24 protein-coding genes are annotated in these 24,203 nt (G+C 34.6%); 17 read left to right on the top strand and 7 right to left on the bottom strand.

Features of this window, described 5'->3' with window-relative positions; all coding sequences use genetic code 11:
• Window positions 1-5: 5 nt before the first annotated feature.
• The 7 genes from ACQUQZ_RS07280 (at window position 6) to atpH (ending at window position 5,718) form a co-directional block, all read left to right on the top strand.
• Entirely contained in the window at window positions 6-1,136 is a 1,131-nt protein-coding gene (locus ACQUQZ_RS07280) for a glycerate kinase (RefSeq protein ID WP_435354210.1), read from the top strand.
• An 89-nt stretch (window positions 1,137-1,225) separates the two neighbouring features.
• A complete protein-coding gene (locus ACQUQZ_RS07275; RefSeq protein WP_435354209.1) occupies window positions 1,226-2,098 on the top strand; it encodes a glycosyltransferase family 2 protein in 873 nt (290 codons plus the stop codon).
• 138 nt (window positions 2,099-2,236) lie between these two features.
• Window positions 2,237-2,434 carry an AtpZ/AtpI family protein gene (locus tag ACQUQZ_RS07270; protein ID WP_435354208.1) on the top strand — a complete coding sequence of 66 codons (198 nt, stop codon included), beginning with the start codon at window positions 2,237-2,239 and terminating at the stop codon, window positions 2,432-2,434.
• Between the two features lie 417 nt (window positions 2,435-2,851).
• A complete protein-coding gene (gene atpB, locus ACQUQZ_RS07265; RefSeq protein WP_435354207.1) occupies window positions 2,852-3,913 on the top strand; it encodes a F0F1 ATP synthase subunit A in 1,062 nt (353 codons plus the stop codon).
• Between the two features lie 114 nt (window positions 3,914-4,027).
• Complete coding sequence (gene atpE / locus ACQUQZ_RS07260) at window positions 4,028-4,297, top strand: F0F1 ATP synthase subunit C (RefSeq protein WP_238804874.1); 270 nt, start codon at window positions 4,028-4,030, stop codon at window positions 4,295-4,297.
• 241 nt (window positions 4,298-4,538) lie between these two features.
• On the top strand, window positions 4,539-5,033 hold the full coding sequence (locus ACQUQZ_RS07255; protein WP_435354206.1) for a F0F1 ATP synthase subunit B: 495 nt from the start codon (window positions 4,539-4,541) through the stop codon (window positions 5,031-5,033).
• Between the two features lie 151 nt (window positions 5,034-5,184).
• Complete coding sequence (atpH, locus tag ACQUQZ_RS07250; RefSeq protein ID WP_435354205.1) at window positions 5,185-5,718, top strand: ATP synthase F1 subunit delta; 534 nt, start codon at window positions 5,185-5,187, stop codon at window positions 5,716-5,718.
• A 113-nt stretch (window positions 5,719-5,831) separates the two neighbouring features.
• On the opposite strand, the gene ACQUQZ_RS07245 is transcribed toward atpH, so the two are convergent.
• The gene (locus ACQUQZ_RS07245; RefSeq protein WP_435354204.1) at window positions 5,832-7,040 is read right to left on the bottom strand and encodes a class I SAM-dependent rRNA methyltransferase; all 1,209 of its coding nucleotides are present in this window, start codon (window positions 7,038-7,040) and stop codon (window positions 5,832-5,834) included.
• Window positions 7,041-7,264: 224 nt separating this feature from the next.
• On the opposite strand from ACQUQZ_RS07245, the gene ACQUQZ_RS07240 reads away from it, so the two are divergent.
• From ACQUQZ_RS07240 to ACQUQZ_RS07225, 4 genes are all read left to right on the top strand, one after another.
• Window positions 7,265-8,254, top strand: a complete 990-nt coding sequence (locus tag ACQUQZ_RS07240) for a sugar phosphate isomerase/epimerase family protein (protein WP_435354203.1) — start codon at window positions 7,265-7,267, stop codon at window positions 8,252-8,254.
• 91 nt (window positions 8,255-8,345) lie between these two features.
• Window positions 8,346-8,906: an RNA polymerase sigma factor gene (locus ACQUQZ_RS07235; RefSeq protein WP_435354202.1), complete on the top strand. Its 561-nt coding sequence runs from the start codon at window positions 8,346-8,348 to the stop codon at window positions 8,904-8,906.
• 177 nt (window positions 8,907-9,083) lie between these two features.
• Window positions 9,084-10,202 carry a FecR family protein gene (locus ACQUQZ_RS07230; RefSeq protein ID WP_435354201.1) on the top strand — a complete coding sequence of 373 codons (1,119 nt, stop codon included), beginning with the start codon at window positions 9,084-9,086 and terminating at the stop codon, window positions 10,200-10,202.
• Between the two features lie 275 nt (window positions 10,203-10,477).
• Window positions 10,478-13,741: a TonB-dependent receptor domain-containing protein gene (locus ACQUQZ_RS07225; RefSeq protein ID WP_435354200.1), complete on the top strand. Its 3,264-nt coding sequence runs from the start codon at window positions 10,478-10,480 to the stop codon at window positions 13,739-13,741.
• 49 nt (window positions 13,742-13,790) lie between these two features.
• Here ACQUQZ_RS07225 and ACQUQZ_RS07220 read toward each other — a convergent pair whose 3' ends face one another.
• The 3 genes from ACQUQZ_RS07220 to ACQUQZ_RS07210 form a co-directional block, all read right to left on the bottom strand.
• On the bottom strand, window positions 13,791-14,603 hold the full coding sequence (locus ACQUQZ_RS07220; RefSeq protein WP_435354199.1) for a purine-nucleoside phosphorylase: 813 nt from the start codon (window positions 14,601-14,603) through the stop codon (window positions 13,791-13,793).
• A gap of 167 nt (window positions 14,604-14,770) precedes the next feature.
• Window positions 14,771-15,010 carry a 50S ribosomal protein L28 gene (rpmB, locus tag ACQUQZ_RS07215; protein WP_435354198.1) on the bottom strand — a complete coding sequence of 80 codons (240 nt, stop codon included), beginning with the start codon at window positions 15,008-15,010 and terminating at the stop codon, window positions 14,771-14,773.
• A gap of 86 nt (window positions 15,011-15,096) precedes the next feature.
• On the bottom strand, window positions 15,097-15,243 hold the full coding sequence (locus ACQUQZ_RS07210; RefSeq protein ID WP_435354197.1) for a DUF5522 domain-containing protein: 147 nt from the start codon (window positions 15,241-15,243) through the stop codon (window positions 15,097-15,099).
• A 90-nt stretch (window positions 15,244-15,333) separates the two neighbouring features.
• On the opposite strand from ACQUQZ_RS07210, the gene ACQUQZ_RS07205 reads away from it, so the two are divergent.
• Entirely contained in the window at window positions 15,334-15,777 is a 444-nt protein-coding gene (locus tag ACQUQZ_RS07205) for a GNAT family N-acetyltransferase (protein ID WP_435354196.1), read from the top strand.
• On the opposite strand, the gene ACQUQZ_RS07200 is transcribed toward ACQUQZ_RS07205, so the two are convergent.
• Both ACQUQZ_RS07200 and ACQUQZ_RS07195 read right to left on the bottom strand, forming a co-directional pair.
• Window positions 15,769-16,272, bottom strand: a complete 504-nt coding sequence (locus ACQUQZ_RS07200; RefSeq protein WP_435354195.1) for a hypothetical protein — start codon at window positions 16,270-16,272, stop codon at window positions 15,769-15,771. The two genes, ACQUQZ_RS07205 and ACQUQZ_RS07200, sit on opposite strands and share 9 nt — an antisense overlap.
• Before the next feature lie 13 nt (window positions 16,273-16,285).
• Entirely contained in the window at window positions 16,286-16,861 is a 576-nt protein-coding gene (locus tag ACQUQZ_RS07195; RefSeq protein ID WP_435354194.1) for an RNA polymerase sigma factor, read from the bottom strand.
• A 238-nt stretch (window positions 16,862-17,099) separates the two neighbouring features.
• Here ACQUQZ_RS07195 and ACQUQZ_RS07190 point away from each other — a divergent pair, with 238 nt between their 5' ends.
• Entirely contained in the window at window positions 17,100-17,450 is a 351-nt protein-coding gene (locus ACQUQZ_RS07190) for a DUF6249 domain-containing protein (RefSeq protein WP_435354193.1), read from the top strand.
• Window positions 17,451-17,548: 98 nt separating this feature from the next.
• Here ACQUQZ_RS07190 and ACQUQZ_RS07185 read toward each other — a convergent pair whose 3' ends face one another.
• Window positions 17,549-18,571: a WD40/YVTN/BNR-like repeat-containing protein gene (locus tag ACQUQZ_RS07185; protein ID WP_435354192.1), complete on the bottom strand. Its 1,023-nt coding sequence runs from the start codon at window positions 18,569-18,571 to the stop codon at window positions 17,549-17,551.
• A 34-nt stretch (window positions 18,572-18,605) separates the two neighbouring features.
• Here ACQUQZ_RS07185 and ACQUQZ_RS07180 point away from each other — a divergent pair, with 34 nt between their 5' ends.
• The 4 genes from ACQUQZ_RS07180 to ACQUQZ_RS07165 all read left to right on the top strand — a co-directional run bounded on the left by ACQUQZ_RS07180 (window position 18,606) and on the right by ACQUQZ_RS07165 (window position 24,146).
• The gene (locus ACQUQZ_RS07180) at window positions 18,606-20,003 is read left to right on the top strand and encodes a BatD family protein (protein ID WP_435354191.1); all 1,398 of its coding nucleotides are present in this window, start codon (window positions 18,606-18,608) and stop codon (window positions 20,001-20,003) included.
• Window positions 20,004-20,055: 52 nt separating this feature from the next.
• The gene (gene aroC / locus ACQUQZ_RS07175) at window positions 20,056-21,138 is read left to right on the top strand and encodes a chorismate synthase (protein WP_435354190.1); all 1,083 of its coding nucleotides are present in this window, start codon (window positions 20,056-20,058) and stop codon (window positions 21,136-21,138) included.
• Window positions 21,139-21,425: 287 nt separating this feature from the next.
• Window positions 21,426-22,064 carry an O-methyltransferase gene (locus ACQUQZ_RS07170; RefSeq protein WP_435354189.1) on the top strand — a complete coding sequence of 213 codons (639 nt, stop codon included), beginning with the start codon at window positions 21,426-21,428 and terminating at the stop codon, window positions 22,062-22,064.
• A 105-nt stretch (window positions 22,065-22,169) separates the two neighbouring features.
• The gene (locus ACQUQZ_RS07165) at window positions 22,170-24,146 is read left to right on the top strand and encodes a LysM peptidoglycan-binding domain-containing protein (RefSeq protein ID WP_435354188.1); all 1,977 of its coding nucleotides are present in this window, start codon (window positions 22,170-22,172) and stop codon (window positions 24,144-24,146) included.
• Window positions 24,147-24,203 lie beyond the last annotated feature (57 nt).

Below are 24,203 nucleotides of genomic sequence, written 5' to 3'. Positions count from 1 at the left end.
AAATAATGAAAATATTACTTGCTCCCGATAAATTTAGGGGTTCGCTTGAAGCTCCACAAGTCTGCCAAGCTATGGCTGAGGGAATAGCGATGGTTTCATCAGAAATTGAGGTGGTTAGCCTTCCAATGGCAGATGGCGGCGAAGGTACATTAGATTTGTTGTTGTGGTATTCTAAGGGCAAAAAGCAGCAAATAAAAGTTCATGACCCACTCGGTCGAATCATTGAAGCTGAATATGGTATTTCTGCCGACGGTAAAACTGCTTTTATTGAAATGGCAACTGCCTCTGGTTTACGTTTATTGAATACAGAAGAACGCAATCCATTAATAACCAGCACATTAGGAACAGGTGAATTTATCAATGCAGCTATTGAGGCTGGAGTTGAACACATCATTTTAGGTATTGGAGGTAGTGCCACCAATGATGCAGGAATCGGCATGGCTCATGCTTTAGGTTGGCGTTTTTTAGATAATAGAGGCGAAGAACTAGTCCCAATTGGAGAAAATTTACTTAAAATTGAAAAGATTATTGAGCCAAAAAGAACTTATATTAAACCAGTTGTTGCTTGTGATGTAACCAATCCTTTGTTTGGTGAAAATGGTGCAGCGTATATTTATGCTCCACAAAAAGGGGCCAACAAGGAGGCCGTACAAACATTAGATAAAGGCTTAGAAAATATCGCTAACATTATTAAAAGAGATTTTGGAAAAGATTTTGCCCAAATAGCAGGTACAGGTGCAGCAGGAGGATTAGGTTTTGGAGCAATGTTTTTTTTAGATGCACAACTGCAAGAAGGTGTAAAATTATTGATGGATTTTTGCAATTTCAATCAGCATCTCAAAGATGTTCAATTAATTATTACAGGAGAAGGCAAAATTGATGGACAAACATTGCAAGGAAAACTCATTAAAGGGATTTCCGATCAAGCAACGAAATCCAATATTCCTATAGCAGCCATCTGTGGCACATTGGATGTTACGCCTTTAGAATTACAAGAAATGGGTATTAATTATGCAACTTCAATACTTAATCGGCCCATGCTTTTAGACGAAGCTCTAAAATATGGTTATGAAGGTGTGCGAAATGCTACTTTTTATTTGGTAAATTTGCTGCATAAATCAATGAGTGATTTGTGATTTTTTGAATGTGTGATTTTGGCATTAGCAATAATCAAACCTCAATCATAAATCGCTCAATCGCAAATCACCCATTCACTCAATTCAATATGAAAGTTACTGGTTTTACGATTGTCCGAAATGCTATTAAATATGATTATCCAGTTGTTGAAGCAATTACTTCCATCTTGCCCATTTGTGATGAATTTGTGGTAGCAGTTGGAAACTCTGAAGATGACACTTTGGCATTAATCCAATCAATAAAGTCAGAAAAAATCCGTATCATCGAAACCATTTGGGACGATTCACTGAGAAAAGATGGAAAAGTGTTGGCAATCGAAACAGATAAAGCATTAGCGGCTGTAAGTAATGATACTACTTGGGCATTTTATATACAAAGTGATGAAATTGTGCATGAGCAATACCATCAAACAATCAAAGAAGCCATGCAAAGATATGAGCATGAACTTGTGGTAGAAGGGCTTCTTTTTAAATACATCCATTTTTATGGTTCCTATAAATATGTAGCTGATTCTCGAAAATGGTACCGTAATGAAATCAGGATTATTCGACATACACAAAATGTTTTATCGTATCGAGATGCTCAAGGCTTTAGAAAAAAAGATAATGCCAAATTGAAAGTAAGAGCAATCGAGGCCTTTATTTATCACTATGGTTGGGTGAAACCACCGAATAAAATGACTGAGAAAATTCGAGGATTATCTTATTTTTGGCATTCCGATCAAGAACTCGACAAGCAGCAACCAGCCCATCTTGCTTTTGACTATTCGGGAATAGATTCTCTAAGTCTTTTTGAAGGCACACACCCAACTGTCATTCAACCACGCATCGAAAAGATGAGTTGGGCGTTTGATTTTGATATTAAACAGAAAAAATATTCATTAAAAAACCTCATATTAATGCAATTGGAAAAACTAACAGGTTGGCGAATTGGCGAATATAAAAATTACACTAAAATTTAACAGGATTTTAAAAGATTTACAAGACAGACAGGATCTTGTAATATTTTTAACGAATTTACCATAAAGCCATATCAATCACAGAGATTTTCCAATAGCATTACCTAAACCCCAATACCTGACTACAAATACCTAAAACCTATGAAAGACAAACAAAATTGGCTAATTTTTACACAAATTGGCTTACAAATGGCACTTACGATTGGTTTAGGCACTTGGGCAGGTTATTGGATTGATGGAAAAATGGCCAATAAAAATCCAATCGCAACACTTATCTTATCGCTAACTTCCATTGGGGTTTCGCTGTACAATGTAATCAGGCAAATTCCAAAAAATTAAAAATTAAAAATGATTAGAACAGTCATACTAACAGTCATACTAATAATTGTATTTTTCTTAGCCAAATATTTTGGAATCGACTACTTATTACACCCAAAGAAATGGTTGATTTTAGGCTTTTTTGTTGCATTTTCTTTTCTATTTCACCGAGTCATAGAGTTTGGTTTAAGAGAAAAACAGAAAAATTTCATACCATTTTACCTTTCAACCGTAGTTTTACGACTAATTTTAAGTCTTATCTTCATTGGTATTGAGCTTTACTTAGGTCTTCCAAACCAAGAATTATTCATTCTAAACTTTTTTGTACTATATTTATTTTATACAATTTTTGAGATTTGGAATTTAAGTCGTAAATTGCGGCATAATTCAGAAAAGTGACAAATTCACTTATTTAATTGACCGAATAATTAAAATAATATGTTGCGTACGATTACAAGTAAACTCCTACTCGTTCTTTCATTATCGGTATTTTCGATAAACTTTTCTTTCGCACAAGAAGGACACGAAGCTCATCACGAAAGCAAAGAGGCTACTCATGAAGAAGAAAAATTTGACATCGGTCAAATGATTATGCACCACATTTCTGACTCTCACGAGTGGGAATTTGCACATGGCTTAACCCTCCCTTTACCTGTAATTCTTTATACCAAAGAAAATGGCCTTGAAATATTCTCTTCAGCAAGATTTACTGAAGGGCATGGCGTTTATAATGGTTATATTAATAACCACGAACATATTCATCGTTTAAATCCACAAGGTGGATTGGATGAAGAAGTGCATGTTTGGGATTTATCCATTACTAAAAATGTTGCCTCAATGTTATTAAGTGCCATAATCTTGATATTATTGATGTCAACGGTGGCTAAAAGTTTTGCTAAAAATCGTGGAAAAGCTCCAAAAGGTATTCAATCTTTCATTGAGCCCATTATTTTCTTTATCCGTGACGAAGTAGTTAAACCTAACATCGGGGCAAAATATGAGAACTATTTACCTTACTTGCTTACTTTGTTTTTCTTTATCCTAATCAACAACTTATTAGGATTAATTCCAGGTGGTGCTAACTTAACGGGAAATATCACAATTACTTTATTTTTAGCTGTAATTACTTTCATTATTACACATATCAATGCCAATAAACATTATTGGTTACACTTAGTAAAACCTGAAGGTGTGCCAACATTGATGTTACCTTTGATGTGGGTTGTTGAGATTGCGGGTGTATTTATGAAGCCAATGTCATTAACTATTCGTCTTTTTGCTAATATTACAGCGGGACACATCATTATCCTAAGCTTACTTGGATTGATATTTATCTTCAAAAGTTTTGCAGTAGGTGGGGTGGTTACATTATTTACATTGTTTATGAATGCAATTGAGCTTTTGGTTGCTTTCTTGCAAGCCTTTATCTTTACTTTACTTACTTCAATGTATATTGGAAGTGCTATCGAAGAACACCACGAGGCCGACCACGGACATTGATTTTTTAGTCCACTGATGATAGACCACAAGTCCACAGTTAAGACTTACTATCGACCGTTGACTATTTATCGACTATTTTGCATTTTTGTTTCACTTATATAAATTGTTTTTATCATGTCTTTTTTACAAGTTCTTTTACAAGCTGCCACTGATGGCGGACGTGGATTCGCAGTAATGGGTGCTGCAGTTGGTGCTGGTCTTGCTGCAATTGGTGCAGGTCTTGGTTTGGGTCGTATTGGTGGTAGTGCATTGGAAGGCGTTGCTCGTCAACCAGAAGCTGCTAACAAAATCCAAACAATGATGATCATTATCGCAGCCCTTGTAGAAGCCGTTGCGTTATTTGCAGCCGTTATTTGTTTGTTGATTTCTTTCAAATTAGCGTAAGAAACAATAGCAAACGACTTATTTAAGAGTGATAACCTGCTCCGTTCACATTAGGTGTCGGTGCAGGTTTCATACTTTACCCTTGACAATTTTGCTAAAAAATAAAATCTAGATTTGAGATTTGACCATCAAAAATTTTAAAATAATACTTAAGTGTAGTTAAGAAAATATTTTCAAATTTCTAAATCGTTAAATTTCCAAATTAAATCAATTTTCACTAATTCAATAATTTTATATTAATATGGAATTGCTAACCCCAGCCATTGGTCTGTTATTTTGGATGGCATTAGTTTTCGGAATTTTAGTTTTCTTCCTGAAAAAATTTGCTTGGAAACCTATCCTTTCTTCATTAAAGGAGCGTGAGGAATCAATTGAATCAGCTCTTCGTTTGGCAGAAGAAACACGTGCCGAAATGGCAAAATTAAAATCTGATAACGATAAAATTTTGGCAGAAGCTCGTGCTGAACGTGACAAAATGATTCGTGATGCAAAAAATATCACTGATAAAATGGTAGCTGATGCAAAAGACAAAGCAGTATTAGAAGGGAATAGAATCATTGCTGATGCACGTGAGGCAATTCAACAAGAAAAAACTGCAATGGTTGCTCAAATGAAGAAAGATATGGCAAGTTTCTCGATTGAAATTGCAGAAAAAGTTATTCGTAGAGAATTAGCTGACAAAAAATCACAAGAAGAATTAGTATCAAGTTTGATTTCTGATGCGAAATTAAATTAATACTTTCATCACTTTTCATATTCAGCATTCATTTTTGCAATATTTGTACAAGATTTTGCAAAATTTGTGAAACAAAATTTGTTTTATTGAACCCCTCGGTTGTAAATTTGTGTAATACACTATCAGCAATCGGGTATTCGCTCTAAATAAAATGGCAGATTCAATAGTTGCTTATAGATATGCCAAGTCATTATTTGACTTGGCAACCGAAAAAAAAGTCGTTAATGAAGTAAATAACGACATGATTTCTTTCAAAACAATTTGTGAAGAAAACCGTCAATTTTTAGTGGTTTTGGGCAATCCTATCGTCCGTCACCATACAAAATTGGCAATTCTGAAAAAAACTTTTGAAAAAAATGTTCATCCTGTGACTTTTTCAATTTTCAACGTCTTAACTAAAAAGAACAGAGAAAATTTGATATATTCAATTGCTGAAGAGTTCGATAAATTATACAATCAGCAAAAAGGTATTCAAAAAGTAACGATAACAACAGTTACGCCCCTTACAAAGGAGCAAAAATTAGAGTTTACTAAGATTGTTGGAGATGCAACTGGAAAACAGATTGTATTAGAAGAGAAGGTAAACCCCAATTTAATAGGTGGTTATATTTTGAGTATCGGTGATACACAAATAGACACATCTGTTAGAAAGAAATTAAATGAATTAAAGCTATCTTTATCATAAGATAGACACCAGCGATTAACCTCGCCTCAAAAAGTATTAGTTTTCATGGCTATAAAGTTGAGAAATCCCCCACCAATAGGTGGGGTTTTTTCTTTTAGGATAGTGAAGATGTTTTATTCAACATAAAGCACCAAACCCTTCAAATAACTTCCTTCAGGATGAAATAAACTCACAGGATGATCTGCTCCTTGCGTAAGTTGATGTAAGACACGAACTTGTCTGCCAACTTCGAGTGCTGCTGATACGATTGTATGATAAAATAGTTCACGGTCGACAACTTGTGAACAAGAAAAAGTAAATAATATTCCTCCTTTTGCTAATCTTTTGATTCCTTCAACATTTAATCTTTTATACCCTTGTACGGCATTGTGGCGTTTGGCAATATTTTTTGCATAAGCTGGTGGGTCAAGAATGATTAAATCATAATACTGATCATTCCTCTTCAAATAATTCATTACATCTTCGGCATAGGCTTCGTGTTTATCAGTTTCACCAAAATTCAAAGCTACATTTTGATTAACGAGCTCAATTGCTTTTTTAGAAACATCAACCGAATGAACCAACTCCGCTCCTGCCTTTAAAGCATAAACCGAAAAACCTCCTGAATAACAAAATGAATTCAAAACTTTTTTACCCTTTGCATATTGTCCCAATAAAGCTCGATTATCACGTTGGTCAAGAAAAAAGCCTGTTTTTTGACCAGTTTCCCAGTCGATCAAAAATTTATTGCCATTTTCTAAAACTTCGTGCGGAATTGAATGAGTGAATGAGTGAGTGGGTGAATGAGTGAATATATAAGAGTTTTCTATGGTTTTCGAAAATTCGGCAGGTAATGTTTCGCTACTTTTATCATAAATTGCTAAAAGCGATTCTCCATAAATTTGCTTTAATCCAGCCACAATTTTCTCTTTCTCTCGCCACATGCCAATCGTATGTGCTTGAAAAACAATCACTCCTTTATAAAAATCAAGAATCAGACCTGGAAAACCATCTCCTTCACCGTGAATCAAGCGGTAACAATTGACCACTCCTACTCCACCTTGGTAAGAAATTGTTTGACGAAGGTTATAAGCGATTTCAAGTTTTTCTAACCAAAATTGTTCGTTGATTTCAGTCGAGACATAAGAAAAAATCTTGACTGCTATACTTCCTTTATAGAAATGTCCTGTGGCAAGATAGTTGTTTTTTTTATCAAAAACCTCAACAATATCTCCATCTGTTGGATTACCTTCTGTGCGAGCAATTGCTCCCGAAAATATCCAAGGATGAAGACGTTTAACTGCAATTTCTTTTCCTGCTTGTAAAATAATTTTTGCGTACATATTTCAAATTTTTGGGCTTTATGCAATAAGTTTTAGGTAAAAGGCAAAAAGTATTCCACCAAAAAGCATAATGCTTACAGCCTAAAGCATATTGCTTGTTGCTAAATATTTACAAAATAAGAAAAAAAAGAGCCTTATTAAAATGATATAATGAATTAATATTTATATTTACTATTTACATTTGAAAGTAGATATAAACTTATAACCCTTTAATACTAATCACTATGAAAGTAAATCGTAGAAACTTCCTACGCCAAACAGGGCTTATCGCCGCTACTCCTTTGATAGCCAACGAACTATGGTCTTGTACACCTTCTTCAAAAACCGAAGAAAAATCAAGTGACTCAACCGCAACTTCATCAATTATATCAGAACCCTCAGTAAAAGATTTTGGCTTACAATTATGGACTGTCAAAGAAGATATGCTTAAAGACCCAAAAGGAGTTTTAAAGTCTTTGGCAAATTTTGGTTATAAACAAATTGAAAGTTTTGAAGGAGAGAAAGGTGTATTTTGGGGGATGACTGCCAAAGAATTCAAAAGCTACATGGATGAACTTGGCATGAGCCTGATCAGTAGCCATTGCAATCCAGACTTCACGGTAAAGAAAGAGACAGAAAAAGCATTCATAAAATTGGTCGATGATGCCGCAAGTATCGGCATGAAATATTTGATAAATCCTTTCTTAGGAAGCTTAAAAACATCAGATGAGTGGAAAAAAGCAGCTGAAGGCTTAAATCGCCAAGGTGAAATAACTTCAAAAGCAGGTTTACGCACAGCCTACCATAATCATCATTTTGAGTTCAAAAAATTTGCTGATGGCACCTCACCTCTACAAATTCTTTTGGATGGTACTGACCCTAAATTGGTAGATTTTGAATTGGATCTTTATTGGATTGTGAAATCAGGCGAAAATCCTGATGAATGGTTAAAAAAGTACAAAGACCGTTTCCGTTTATGCCATATCAAAGATTATTACAAAGAAGATAAAATGAAGGAAATCGAGTTAAAAGAAAAACAAACTGATCCATTTTGGCCAATTGGAGGTTCAACAATCATTGGCACAGGACGCATTGATTTCCCTAAATTATTAAGCACTGCCAAAGCCAATGGCATGCAATATTATATAGTTGAACAAGAGCGTTTTGATAATACAACACCGCTGCAAGCCGTAAAAGTTGATGCAGATTACATGAAAAAATTGGTTTTTGCATAAAATATCGCTGTGTAACCTCACCCTAAATCCCTCTCCCACAGGAGAGGGACTTAAAAATTGAAAACTCTAATAGGGATTTTAATTTTAATCTATGAATCAAAACAACGACCAATACCTTGATGGCTTACTTTTAGAAGCCCTTCGCAAAGATGACGAAAAAGCATTGGGGTATTTGTTCAACACTTTTTATAATAAACTCTACCGAAGCGGACTAAAATGGTGCTTAGACAGCCACCTTACGGAAGAATGTATTCAACTGATATTCAGCGACTTATGGAAATATCGCCAGTCATTATCTGAAATCCAATCATTTGAAGCATACCTTAAAACTTCACTCAAAAAAAGAATTTTCAAAGAATTACAAAAAGTAAATAGTATCGAAAAAATCAATTGGGAAGATGCCGAAACCTTTATTCTTTCGACGCAATCTTATGAAGAAATTCTGATTAAACAAGAGTCAGATTCAAAGCTCAAAATACAACTTCAAACTGCCCTCGACCAACTTTCTCCCCGTCAAAAAGAAATCATAGTATTGAAATACTTTGAAGAAATGAGTTTTAAAGAAATTTCAGAAAAAACAGGCCTTCAAACCGATACAGTTTACAAAGTTCTACATGAAGGTATCAAAAAACTAAAAGGAATTTTATCATAATTTTGCACAAGCGACCGACACTCGGTGAATATTTAATATTCATATATACTTTATTATCAGCACTTTACAGATTATTTTAAAAATAATTCAGAAAAATTAGGAAGATTTTATGAAAACTTTTCTCTGTAATTATATAGCAAAATATTATTCTTTTATACGTACAACCCTATAAATTCCATGAAAAGTAAATCAGTGCGGTACACCGTCCGAGTAACAGTTGATGACCTTTTATTAGATGAATCTTTTCTGAATTATTATTATAGAAAAGACGAAGCAGATATTTTAGAATGGGAAGATTGGGCAGAACTCCAGCCAGAACGCCAAGATTTAGTTCGGGAAGCATGCTTACTATTAGATAAACTTTCTTTAAAATGGAATCGTGAGCAAATCGAAGCAAAATTTAATATTTTGAATGGTAAAATAGAATTATTATTAGAAGAAGAAAACCCATCTCTTCAAATAAGTTATCGCCGCCCTATTCGATGGGTGGCTGCGGCATCAGTAATTTTGTTATTAAGTATTGGCTGGTGGTATTTTAATCAAGATGATGGTAAATCGCATATCTATAAAGAATTGGTAGCCAATGTTTCTGTGCCACTTATTGAAAAAGAAAATAATGCAGATAAACCTTTATTAGTTACTTTGAATGATGGCTCATCTATTTTGCTTCAAAAAGGCAGTCGTTTGAGTTATCCAATAAATTTTACTGAAGAAAAAAGGGAAGTATATTTAGATGGTGAGGCTTTTTTTGAAGTCGCTAAAGACCCCAAAAGACCGTTTTTTGTATTTGCTAATGAGCTGGTTACTAAGGTTTTAGGGACAAGTTTCAATATAAAATCATACAAAGGTCAGAAAGATATTGAGGTAGTGGTTCGTACAGGTAAAGTATCTGTTTTTAGATTAGATGAAATAAAAAATAGTATCCAACTGAATGGAAATCAGTCTAAAAGTGTAGAAGGTGTTGTAATTGTACCGAATCAACAAATAAGTTTTGACAAAAAGAAAAGTAATTTTTCAAAATCATTGGTTGAGCAACCTGAGATGCTTTCAGAGATGCCTTCTTATAATTTTGAATTTAAAGATGTTTCAGCAGCAAAAGTATTTGCAACTATCCAAAAAGCCTATGGCATTTCGATTGTTTATGACGAAGAAATTTTAAAGGAGTGTCCTGTAACAGCTTCATTATCCGATGAGCCACTTTATGGGAAGTTAGAATTAGTTTGTAATGCCATCGAAGCTCAATACCAACTCATTGATGGTCAAGTTGTTATCAATAGCAAAGGGTGCAAAAATTAAGGAAAACGTAAAAATAAAATTACAAAAATACAAACCTATAAAAATCAATTTATCATTCATCTGATTCAACCTAAAATAAAAAATCGGTGACGCTACCAACATCACCGAAGTAATTTCCCCGAATTGAATTCGACGGTGCGATGCTTCGCCAAAATTCGAGTTTCTCTTGTTAAAGAGAATCGGGAATGTTTTTGTCTCATTTAATCACAAAATCATCAAAAACTCTTAAAATTATGTCATTTTTTACAAAATCCAATTCATTAATTACAAAAATTATGAAATTGAGCCTCTTGCAGTTTTGTTTGGCTCTTCTTTTCACTGGACTCAGCTATGCACACGATAGTAATGCCCAAGAGGTATTAGACCGTGAGGTTTCACTTCAATTGAAAGAACAGAACCTTGAAGATGCTTTGAGTAAAATCGAAGAATCAGCCAATGTAAAATTTATTTTTAGTTCAAAACTTATCAAAAGTAGCCGATTTGTTTCGTTGAATGTAAAACAACAAAAATTATCGACTGTACTTGAAGAGCTTCTAAAGCCATTAAATATTGGCTTTAAGGTGAATGGAAATAAAATTATCTTGAATCGCCAGTCTGCCCCTACTACTTTAAATGAAGTAATCATCATCCCAAACGTAGTAGAAAATCCAATTACAGGAAAAGTAACAAGTAAAAACGGTGAAGGAATTCCTGGGGCAAGTGTCAGTATTAAAGGAACAAAACGTGGAGTCGTAAGTGATGCAGAGGGTAATTTTAAAATCAATGCTGATAAAGGTGAGATTTTGGTGTTCTCATTCATTGGTTTTAAAACTGCAGAAATTAGAGTGGGTGACAATAATAATCTAAATGTAAATCTTGAGGAATCGGCATCTGCTTTGTCAGAAGTTGCGGTGGTAGGTTCTCGTTCAACAACCGCACGTACAAATATTAATACACCTGCCCCTGTCGATGTGATTAGCACAAAAGAATTAAAATCATTTCCACAAGTGGAAATCGGACAAATTTTGAATTATGTTGCTCCTTCATTTAGTTCAAATCGCCAAACCATTTCTGATGGTTCTGACCATATCGACCCAGCATCTTTGCGTGGTTTGACTCAGGTATTGGTTTTGGTAAATGGTAAACGACGACACATGTCTTCGTTGGTTAATATCAATGGTTCGGTTGGTCGTGGTTCGGTGCCAACTGATTTAAGTGCGATTCCAGTTTCAGCCATTGAGCGTATCGAAGTTTTGCGTGATGGTGCTGCTGCACAATATGGTTCGGATGCCATTGCTGGTGTAATTAATGTTGTTTTGAAGAAAAACTATGAAGGGCTTTCTGCTTCAATTACAGGTGGGACTAATATGACTACCATGAATTATAATGCTCCAAATATCAATGGTGGTATTGATAATAAAACGCAAAAAATTACTGATGGTGGACTTTTCCAATTTGATTTATCAAAAAGTCTTCGATTAGGAAAAGGTGGAAATTTGACACTTAGTGGGCAATATGCTACTCGTGGACGCACCAACCGTTCGGGAGAAGACAATGTGCCAACAGAATATTTAGGTACATCAGGTGGTTTCCCAGCGACCCCATCTGGACAAGTAACGGCCGATTTTCGTAATACTTTGTTAAAAAATGATGCTGCACTTGTTGCAAAAAATGGCTACGATCGCCATAATATGATTATTGGGAACTCTTCATCGGTCAATGCTTCGGTTTTTGCTAATGGTAGCATCCCTGTTGGTAAGAAATCAGAAGTTTATTTTACTGGAGGCTTGTCTTACAAAAATGGTAAATCTTTTGGTAATGCTCGTATTCCTGTTTCTCGTTCGCAACAACCTTTATTGGCTGATGGTACATCACTCTTATACCCAAATGGCTTTCTTCCAGGAATTGAATCAAATATCAATGATCACTCATTATCAGCAGGATTCAAAACAAAGCTTAATGATAAATGGAATTTTGATGTGAGTAATACTTTTGGAGGAAACAATTTTGCCTATACGATTTTTAATTCAGGAAATGCAACATTGAGAACAGGTCAAACTGAATTTGATGCTGGTACGTTGAAATTTATGCAAAATACCAGTAATATTGATTTTTCTCGTAACTACCCCAAAGCAGGCTCGTCTAACTACGTAAACTTAGCTTTTGGTGGAGAGTTTCGTATAGATAATTTCCAAATTGTTGCAGGAGAAACGGCATCCTATAGTCCAATCAGTGGTGCATCAGTTATTGTTCCAACTGCACCTTTGACCGAAGGAGGCCCTGCTCAAGGAACAACTGCTGCTTTGCCGGGTTCGCAAGTATTTCCTGGCTATCAACCAGGCAACGCCATCAATAAATCTCGTAATAGTCAGTCTTTATATGCTGATGTTGAAACAGAAATGGGGAAATTATTAATGGATGTAGCAGGTCGTTTTGAAAACTATTCTGATTTTGGTTCAACAGTCAATGGTAAAATTGCTTCCCGCTTACAAATCATTGATGGTTTGGCTTTACGTGGTGCGGCAAGTACAGGTTTTAGAGCTCCAACTTTACAAGAACGTTATTTCAATAGTACAAGTACACAATTTATCAGCGGTTTACCTGCCAATACATTGACAGTCAATAATGATAATCCGATTGCTCGTGACATTATTGGCGTAGCAGCATTGAAACCTGAAAAATCAGTCAATCTTTCATTAGGTTTAACCACTCGAATTGCGAAACAATTGACATTAACAGTTGATGCTTATCAAATTACCATCAAAGACCGTATTGTTTATTCTGGAGGTTTTAGTGCAGGTCAATTAGGCTTAAACGATGCCAAATATAACAATGCTTATGCAGGAATCAGTTCAGTAAAATTCTTTGCCAATGCGGCCGATACTCGTACCAGAGGTATTGATGTAGTTGCAAGCGAAAAATTGGATGTTGGAAAAGGGAAATTAACGTTATCAGTTGCTTTAAACTTCAACGAAACAAAAGTTACTGCGATTAAAGGTACAGAAAAGATTGATTTGGCTTCAAATAATGACCCAGCAACTAATCCAAGTACATGGTTCCGCACGCAATTATTTGACAGAAACCAAGTGGCTTTGTTAGAAAATTACTTACCAAAAGACAAATGGAATCTGAGTGCAAATTATGCCATTGGCAAATTTAACATCAATGTTAGAGCAGTTCGTTTTGGAGAAGTTTCTTATAAAAATGCAACTGACCCAAATGCGAAAAAAGCAGATGGTACCTATTGGAATACAGTTTACTGGCATGGAACTGATGGCAAACAAGATAATACGATTATTGACCAAACATTTGCTCCCGTTTGGATTACAGACATCGTTGCAGCTTATCAAATCAATAAAATGTTATCAGTATCAGTTGGTGCCAATAATATTTTTGATGTATATCCTCAACAAATTAATATTGATCCTCGTAATGCCATTGGTTCAATTGATTATAGTTCAGGACGTGATAATTCTAATCGTGGTCGTCAATTATATCAGCCTAATCAAGGTGGTTATAATGGACGTTATGTATTCGGTCGTTTGAATTTTAGTTTTTAAGGCTCTATTAAAACCTGTAAGGTCTTTTCAGACCTTGCAGGTTTTGTTTTTACAGACTGCCAATCAACTCCTTAATAATCAAGGTCATACTGGGTTCAGCTTTGAAAGCTGCTTCTAAAATATTTTCAATTTTTGCTTTTTTCAATGTTTCTGGAATACACATATCGGTAATTACAGAAATACCAAAAACAGGTAAATCCATTTGACGTGCCACAATTACTTCTGGAACTGTACTCATTCCTACGGCATCAGCACCCAACATTCTCAATAATTTATATTCGGCTTTTGTCTCTAAATTCGGGCCAGTAACACTCACATACGTACCACTATGTACGCCCTCAATGCCATTTTGTGTAGCAATTAACTTCGCTTTTTCAATCATTCCCAAATCATAAGGTTCGCTCATATCTGGAAAACGATCGCCTATAATATTTTTGCCGAGCAAAGGATTTTCTGGTAAAAATAATGAAATATGATCTTCAATAATCATCAAATCGCTTTCTTTAAAGGTCGGATTCATTCCTCCCGAAGCATTTGAAACAAATAATCGCTCAATTCCAAGCATTTTCATGACCCTAACTGGAAATGTTACTTGTTTCATTGTATAGCCTTCATAATAATGAAAACGCCCTTGCATACAAACTACTTTTTTTCCATTCAATTTCCCAAAAAGTAATTTTCCAGTATGAAATTCGACTGTTGCGATAGGGAAATTAGGTATATCTTCATAGTTTAACACAAATTCTACCTCTATTTCGGTAGTTAATTTTCCTAAGCCTGTACCTAAAATAATACCAAATTGAGGTTTAAAATCTCCAATTTTGGACTGAATATAAGCCGTAGCTTCATTGATAAGCGTCATAGCGGTTTAATAGTTTTTGTTTTTCCTTAAATATATAAGATATTCTTTGAAAAGAATATGTTTTAAATGAAAAAAGCATGACCTTGAGAGCCATGCTTAAAAAATCTTTATACGAACGAAATAACATCGCAGTAGCGAACCGTTTCGTTCCACCATTTATTGAAGTCTTACAACGACAATGTACCTCTGCGAGCTGCATCAACTAAAGTGCTTTCTAAGCCTTTTTTGTTGATTGTACGAAGAGCTGACATTGAAACTTTCAATGATACCCAAACGCCTTCTGATTCTAAAAAGAAGCGTTTAGTTTTGAGATTTGGAAAAAACTTACGCTTAGTTTTATTATTAGCGTGCGATACATTATTACCGACTTGCGTTTTTTTACCAGTGATTTGACAAACTTTTGCCATTGCCTTATTGAATATTTTCTATGAAAAAATGATTAATTCCTAAAATGGAGTGCAAAAGTACACATTTATTTGAAAAGAAAAAAGTATCACTCAGTTTTTTTGATCCCATAAGGACAATGTCTGCACATATTCTTACAGCAATAGCCTCTTTTGAGATGATAAGCAGCCGTAAAGACCATAAAACCTTTTTCAAAGTAATAATCTTCTGTATCTGCCCTTTTTTCTGTAGGCATTCGATAAATTTTATTTTTTCTACTACTCACTTTCCTGTATTTTTACTTTCAAGTACTTAACAGTCTGTTTCAAAAAATGTTTCAAAAAAAATGAATATTCAGATTCGACCAGCAAAAATAGATGATGTGTCAGCAATTTTATATATCTATGCCAAAGCATTAGATAATGATAAAGTTTTGTCGGTAGAAAAAGCCGAAGAAATTTTCCTAAAACAACAACAATATCCTGATTATCAGGTATTTGTTGCTGAATTAGATAATAAAATCATAGGTACATTTGCCTTATTAATCATGGAAAACATGGCTCACCTCGGCACACCTTCAGCAGTTGTAGAAGATGTAGGTGTATTGCCAACACTGCAAGGAAAAGGCATTGGAAAAATAATGATGGAATTTGCATTAGCCAAAGCAAAAGAAAAAGGTTGCTACAAAATGAGTCTTTCGAGCAACCTTCGTCGGGAACAAGCCCATCAATTTTATGAATCTTTGGGCTTTAAAAAACATGGTTTTAGTTTCTTAATGGAATTAACTTAACCTCATTTTTCGATGATTAAAGTATGGTTTGAGTACTTTTCTATCAAAAATCACTAATAAAACAATCAAATTTGCCAAAACTGCTATTTTTACAAAAGTATCAGTCAAGAAAGTATTTGTTGTTTCAAACCAATGACTTGTTGGTTCGTCAATAACCGTTTTGGAGCTGGATAGATAAATAAATGCAAAAATAAATACTCCAAGCAATATCACCGCCATTACTCCAAACGAAATAAAAGTTAGTTGATTACTCCATGATTTTTTCTTTACTAATTGGCTTTCAAAGTGAATATTTGCCAAAACATTCTCAGTAAATTGCAATGATGGCTGTTCAATTGCCATAGTCGCTAAATCAATATGTAAAGTTTCCATTTCTTGAAAATACCTTTTATAATCAAGCGAATGAGTCAATAGTTGACGATGCTCTTGCTGAACTTCCTCAGTAGCAATGCCATCTAAAATATCGAATATTTGGTCGTCTGTGAGCATTTTCATCTTTTTAGTTTATTTATAATAAACTTCTAACTTCTCCTTTTAAAGTTCTTTTCATTTCTTCTGCCAAGCGTTTTCTGGCTCTATGAATTTTTACTTTGGCTGTTTCGGCACTTATTTGTGTGATTTCGGCAATTTCTTCAAGAGATTGTTCTTTCAGATAAAATAAAGTTATCATCATTACATCATCAGCAGAAAGGTTTTGCAAAGCTTGTTGAATAGCTCTTGTTCGTTCATTTTTTCTTAAATCTTCAGCCGAATCACTCGAACTACTTATTAAAATCGCCTCTGATGAGGTTTCTATATCATCTGCAAAGATACGATTTTTACGTTTTTGCATCAAGGCAGCATTAAATACAATGCGATAAAACCAAGTGGTAAATTTTGATTCTCCATTGAATGAATGCAAAGCACCAAATACTTGCATAAAAGCATCTTGAGCTACTTCTTCGGCATCTTCTCTACTATTCAGAATACGATAGGCCACGGTAAACGCATAGTCCTTATGGCGATTAATTAACTCTTTATAAGCCAATTTATCACCTAAACGCATACGGTTGAGCAAAGCTATATCTTTCTGATTATCATTCACAAATGATTGGATGCCTTTTTGTTTGTACAGGTTACACTTAAATTATTCTTTTTTCAAAAAAAGCTTTTAGCATCAAATTATTGAATATTTATTTTTTTTATAATTAGTTGATAATCAACAAATTAAGTATTTATAATCAATAATTCATCATTTATCATTATTTATACCTGTAACCTCAAAAAATAATTTTGCATCCTATGGGCAAAACATTATTTCACCATTTAAAAAAAACAAAATTATGGATCCTCGTGCAGCAATCGTAGCTATGTCTATTCCAATTACAGCTATTTTAGGCTTTGTTAGTTTAATGATTATTTTAAGAAAATTCGATAATGACGAACGTATGGCAATGATTGAAAAAGGTCTGGCATTACCTCAAAAACAAAGTTCAAAAGTTAACCCAGCTTCGGCATTGCGTTGGGGTTGCTTGTTTGTAGGTGTAGGTTTGGGCATTTTTGTTGCAAATATGATTGCAAGTGTAAAATCAGACCACGAAGCCCTTTATCCAGCCTTAATTATGTTTTTTGGCGGAGCAGGCCTATTAATTTCGTATTTTATACAATTAAAAATTGACGAAAGAAATAAATAAAGTGCTGAGTTTAGAGTTCTCAATTCTGACGGGGCCGCCCGTGCGGTTACTATTACTCAGTAAAAAAAACTTTGCACACAGAACTCTAAACTCAGAATTCAGAACTCTCGCCATTTTGCCAAATTCCCTTTAGCACCAATTGCCCAACAAGCATCTTTGAAGCATGAAATAGCATGGAAAGATTCATTATCAATGGCTTTCCATACACCACTTTTATCCATCACACCTGTTCCTGAAGTTCCAACCACCAATAGATTTTTATTAGGAAGCATCCATCCTGATTCTTTCAAACCATCAGGTTGAGCGGCAGCTAAAAACTTCCAAGTTTTGCCTGCATCCTCAGTAATAGCTACATTATCAGCTTTCTCCTTATCGTTTTTATAGTCCCCCCCTACTGCAATCCCTTGCTTTTCATTCCAAAAATGTAAGCCGAAAATTCCAGAAGTTTGTCCTTGTTTGAAAGGCGTCTGATACACTTGCCAAGTTTCTCCTTTATCAGGTGTAAAGAAAACCCTACTTTGCGTATTTAGCCAAGCTTTGCCATTAGGCTTCGTAGCAATACAAGTACCACTTGAGGCAAAAGATGCTTCACCTACCAACACTGCTGGTAACCTAGCTTTATCGATTCTATTCCATGTAAGTCCGCCATCTAACGTCCTGAGAATAAATGGTTTATCATCAATTGGGTCGCCAATCAAAATTCCTTCTTTTTCGTTCCAAAAATCCATTGAATCGAAAAATATTCCCTTTTCTGTTAAATGCAAAACTATCTTCCAAGTTTCGCCACCATCAATTGTTTTAAATATTTTTGCGGCTCCTTTATCGGCATCGCCAGCACTCATTGCATATGCAATCTTATCGCTTACACCATAAATATCACGAAAATCTAAGCCTTCAGCATCTTTTACATGAATCACCTGCCATTTTTCTCCTCCATTAATTGTGCGTAAAACAGTTCCTTTACTTCCTCCTGCCCAAACCACTTTTTTGCTTAAAGCATGAATCGAACGAAAGGACGCATCTGTTCCAGCACTTTGCTTTGTCCATTGGGCCTGAACAAAATTTATACTTAGAAAAATCAATAGTAAAGTAGCTTTTTTCTTAAAAATCTGAGCAATCATAGTAATCAAAGAGAATAGTGGTTAATTTTGTGGAATGAACAGGGCGAATTTACATATTTTCTTTACTTTTTTGACCTTTTTGGTCAGTATTTTTGCTTATGGGCAAGATGAAGAGGTAAAAATTGAATTTAGTAAAAAGAATATTTTACTGGAAGAAAACTTGACGATTAGTGTTAGCATAAAAAATAGTGATAAATGGGTAGTTAGTCCATTTCCATCAATTCAGGGTTTTACGAAGGGAGCAAAGCAAATTGCCCACCTCAAAAATACATTGGGTGGACAGAAAGTTTTGACGCATATTATTTCTCAAACATATACACCAACAAAAGAAGGAGCCTTCAAAATCATACCTTTTGAATTAAGTGTAAATGGTAAATTATATTCATCTGAAGCGACAAGTATTACAGTAACGGCTCCAAAAGAAGAAGAAGATAATTCAATCATTGAAACTATTTCACCTGAAAATGCTAAAAATGATGCTTTTTTGGCAATGAATGTTGATAAAAGACAGGTTTATGTGGGTGAAGGATTCAGGGTATTTTTGGCTTTATATTTGGCTGAAAATCGTACATCTGAAATAGCCTTTTCTGATAATTTAAATACCCAAGTTGAAGCGATTTCTAAGAAAATCAAATCACCTGATTGTCTAGAAGAAAGAGTCAATATCACCAACCTCAATGGCGTTTCAACAAGTATTAATGGAAAAAAATACTTGGTTTATAAGTTTTTTGAAGCATTGTATTTTCCTTTGAATAATAAACCTATCAATATTCCAGCTGTTAATTTTGAAATGACGCAAGTCAATAAAAAAACTTCACAAAAAGAACCCGTCATTTTTACAGATAAACCATTTACTGTAAAGGTTTTAGATTTACCCGAACATCCATTAAAAGATAAAGTAACAGCAGGAAATTTTAGTTTAGTTGAGCAACTCGAAACTCGAAAAATCAATACTGGCAAAAGTTTCAATTATATTTTTAAAATAGTGGGAGATGGCAATTTTTCAACTATCAATATTGCACCGCCAACTGATGATAGTTTTTTTGATTTTTATCCACCAAATATTCGAGACAACCATTCCAATGGTCAGCCCAGTAAAGAAAAAGAGTTTAGATATAGAATCATTCCTAAAGATTCAGGGCGATATCAATTGGAAAAATATTTTTATTGGGTATTTTTTAATACTAGAAAAGGGCAATATGATACTTTAAAATCTGGCATATCTATCAAAGTTTTAGGCAAAACCATTGCTGATAAAAGTGCTGATACATCTGAAGATATTTTCGCTGGAATTGATAAATTAGATACTTCAATCATAGAAACAAATTACCAAGAAGTAATAAAAAACATTTCAAATCTCATAATAATCTGTATGCTAATGGGAGGTTTATATTTATTTAATTGGGGAAAAAGAAACAAGAGCGAATCTTAATAAAGCTCAAACCGAAAATAATTGATAATTGATAATTGATAATTGATAATTGATGAGTAGCACTTACGGAAAAATATTTAAGATTTCAACCTTTGGTGAATCACATGGAAAAGCCATTGGTGTAGTTGTTGATGGATGTCCTGCTGGACTTGATTTCGATGAAACTTTCATCCAAAACGAACTTGACCGCCGCAAACCAGGGCAATCAAGAATCACTACGCAACGCAAAGAAGCAGATGAATTCCAAGTTCTTTCAGGTATTTTTGAAGGAAAAACCACAGGTACTCCCATTGCGATGGTAATTCCAAATGAAGACCAACGTTCTAAAGACTATGGACATATAGCTAATCAATTTCGCCCTTCACACGCCGATTATACTTATACCGAAAAATACGGCGTGCGTGATTATCGAGGTGGAGGACGTAGTTCTGCTCGTGAAACGGCTGCTCGTGTTGCTGCTGGGGCGTTGGCCAAAATACTACTTAATTCTCGTGCTATTAGCATCCAAGCTTATGTTTCGCAAGTAGGAAAATTGAAATTAGACAAAGAATATTGGGAATTAGACTTGTCGAAAACAGAAAACAATGCGGTGCGTTGCCCAGATGAAGCAATGGCACAAAAAATGTTTGACTATATCGACGAAATTCGTAAAAAAGGTGATTCAATCGGGGGTGTTATTACGTGTGTGATTAAAGGTGTGCCTGTCGGTTGGGGTGAACCCGTTTTCGATAAGCTACATGCTGAATTAGGCAAAGCGATGTTAGGTATCAATGCGGTAAAAGGTTTTGAATACGGTAGTGGTTTTGCAGGAATCGAACTTTATGGCTCGGAACATAACGATGAGTTTTTTGTAGGCGATGATGGCAAGGTACATACAAAAACCAATCATTCAGGCGGAATCCAAGGTGGTATTTCTAATGGCGAAGATATTTATTTCAGAGTGGCCTTTAAGCCAGTAGCAACCATTATGCAAGACCAAGAAAGTGTCAATGCTTTGGGTGAAAAAGTAATCGTTTCGGGCAAAGGCCGTCATGACCCGTGCGTACTTCCTCGTGCTGTACCCATTGTTGAAGCGATGGCAGCATTGGTCTTGGCTGATTTTAGTTTAAGAGTAAAATCTAATAAAATTTCTTGACATTACAATAAATTCAAAATAAATAAAATATTTTATTTATTTTGAATTTATTTTTTATTTCATATTTTCAAATATTTCTGAAATAATTACCTTTATCATAAATTTGATTATTTCAAAAAAAATAACTTAGTTTGTTAGGATTTTTAAAAAATGTTATAATTTTGTATAATAAAGTCGATGGGCAATAGACGATAGTCAAGTGCTAAATTTGGGAATAAACATCTAATCAGTTGATTATCAATATATTTCACAAATATCCATCGTATATAAATATTCAACATTCATACATGGAATTTATTGCCCCTGAAATTGACGATTATTGTATTACACACACCTCTCCTGAAAGTGAACTATTGGGTAAGCTTAACCGTGAGACACACGCAAAAGTTTTGCAGGCTCGTATGCTATCGGGGCATCTACAAGGACGCTTTTTGGCAATGCTATCGCAAATGATACAACCAAAAAATATTCTTGAAATTGGTACTTATACAGGCTATTCTGCACTTTGCTTAGCAGAAGGTTTGACAGAAGGTGGTAAAATCATCACGCTTGATGTGAATGAAGAATTAGAAGATTTTGTTCGTGGTTTCTTTAATGAATCTTCCTTAAAATTAAAAATTGATTTTAGGATTGGTAATGCCATCGAGATAATTCCTACTTTAACCGAAACATTCGACTTGGTTTTTATTGATGCCGATAAGCTCAATTATGCCAATTACTATGATTTAGTCTTTGATAAAGTTCGCAAAGGAGGCTACATTATTTCTGACAATGTTTTGTGGAGTGGAAAAGTAGCTGATGCTACTAAAAAAGATAAAGATACAGTGACAATAAGGGCTTTCAACAAAAAATTACATGAAGATAATCGTGTAGAGAATATCTTACTTCCGATTCGTGATGGTTTAATGGTGGTGAGAAAAATTTAACTGTAAGCAGTTGTCAATGTCAGCTATTTGTGATTATTAATCATTTAGCATTTGCAATCAATTTTCGTGCTTAAAAAATATATTCGAACCCAATTTCCTAATAAAATGAAACAGAAAATTATTTTTCTACTTTTGCTTGTGAGTATTCAAGGGGTTTTTGCTCAGAAAGCATTACTTCCAGAAGTATCTAAAAAATTAGAATTTGCTGGAATTAGTATCAAACTCGATGCTGATGCTCAGAAATTAGTTCAAAAAGAAGTTAACACGCTTCTCACTCCCGAAAACAAATACCTTCTTGATAAGTTACAACGTATCCAATGGTATTTTCCCATCATTGAAACTATTTTAGAAGAAGAACAAGTACCTGAAGATTTTAAATATGTAGCTGTATCAGAGAGTTCGCTGCTGCCTGATGCAGTTTCCTCATCTAATGCGGTAGGATATTGGCAGATGAAGCCTACAACTGCCCAAGAAGTTGGCTTACGAGTAGATAAAGATGTTGACGAAAGAAAAAATATTTTTGCTTCTACCAGAGCGGCGGCAATTTATTTGAAACGGAATAATTTGATTTATAAAAACTGGGTTTCAACGTTATTTTCTTACTCACTTGGAGCAACTGGCGTCAGTAAAATTGTGCCGGCAGAATGGTCAAATGCCACAGAAATTACATTCGATGCAAAAACAGATCGCTATTTAATCAAAGCCTTAGCCAATCGAGTTGCTTTTGAATACCGTATCAATCGCCTCAAAGAGTCGCCATTTTCATTTGTTGAATACAAAAAATCAAAAGGAAAAACGCTCGAAGAAATAGCTTCTGCAACCACTATGGATGTCAATGAATTGAGAAAATATAATTCTTGGTTACAAGCAGATGTCATTCCTACTGATAAAGACTACTCGGTTGCTATTTTGGTTCCTGCTGAAAATTTGGAAGATATTCAAGGGAAACTTAATCATGATTTGCGAGTCACTAAAAACAATGCGAGTTTTCCAATACTTAAGCGTGTTACTAATGTTGCTGCAAGTGAAGAAGAGCCTATTTTCTACGAAATAAATGGGAAAAAAGGTATTTTAGCAAAGCCTGGAGATGATGTAGCGTCATTGGCGAGAAACGGGAAAATGAAAATTCCTGATTTTCTCCGTTACAATGACATGAACGAAAAAGACCTTGTTGAAGAAGGAAAAGTATATTATTTGCAAAAAAAATCACGTAAAGGTGCTGTACCACAGCATGTGGTACTTACAGGACAAACCATATGGGAAATCTCACAAATCTATGGTATTCGCTTGAAAAATTTGCTTCGACTAAACCGAATGAAGACTTCTCAACGAATTCAAAAAGGTCGTTTGGTTTATTTACAGAAAAAAAGTCCCAAAAATCAACCTATAGAAGTTTTGAATGGCAAAGACAATGAAGAAGTCGAAAAAGTGCCGATTAAAGAAAACTATGATGGAAATGAAGAAAAGGTTTTAGCAAACGATAATAAAAAAACAGAGGCAGAAAAAGTCAAGACTCCTAATAGTAGTTCTAAAACAAATAAACCTACAGAGACGGTTTTGGCAGAGGAAAGCAATAAAAAAGCTGATAAACCACGCCGTGATGAAGATGACATCATTGTTATTACAGACGAACCTGTAGAGGTCAAAAAAACACCTGCAAAAGTTTCAGACCCTGATACTCCAACAGTTATTGTAAAAACTACACCAACTAAGCCAGCACCTGTTTCAAATGCAAATGAACACATAGTAGATGTAGGACAAACACTTTACAGTATTGCTCGACAATATAATGTTTCGGTGAAAGATTTGGCTGCTTGGAATAATATTCCAACGGATGAAAAAGTAAAAATTGGTCAGGTTTTGATAGTAAAAAGTACTGCTAAAGCGGCCGTACCAAATAAAGTAGAAGCCACTAAACCTACGCTAAGTCCAAGTGCTTCTTCGTTTCATGTGGTTCAAAAAACAGAAACACTTTATAGTATTTCAAAACGCTATGGTGTGTCGATGAAACAAATCCAAGATTGGAACGGTATGTCTGATCAAAACGTTAAGATTGGACAGAAATTAGTGATAAAAAAATAATTATTTAATATGACGGGTTTCCTAACCCGTCTTTTTATATTCATTACAAGGGCGAGT

Origin of the sequence: Emticicia sp. SJ17W-69, assembly GCF_051209875.1 — a bacterium.
In the GTDB taxonomy this organism is placed as follows: domain Bacteria; phylum Bacteroidota; class Bacteroidia; order Cytophagales; family Spirosomataceae; genus Emticicia.
The sequence above is the reverse complement of the archived record's forward strand: the minus strand, read 5'-3'. Positions and strand labels throughout refer to the sequence as shown.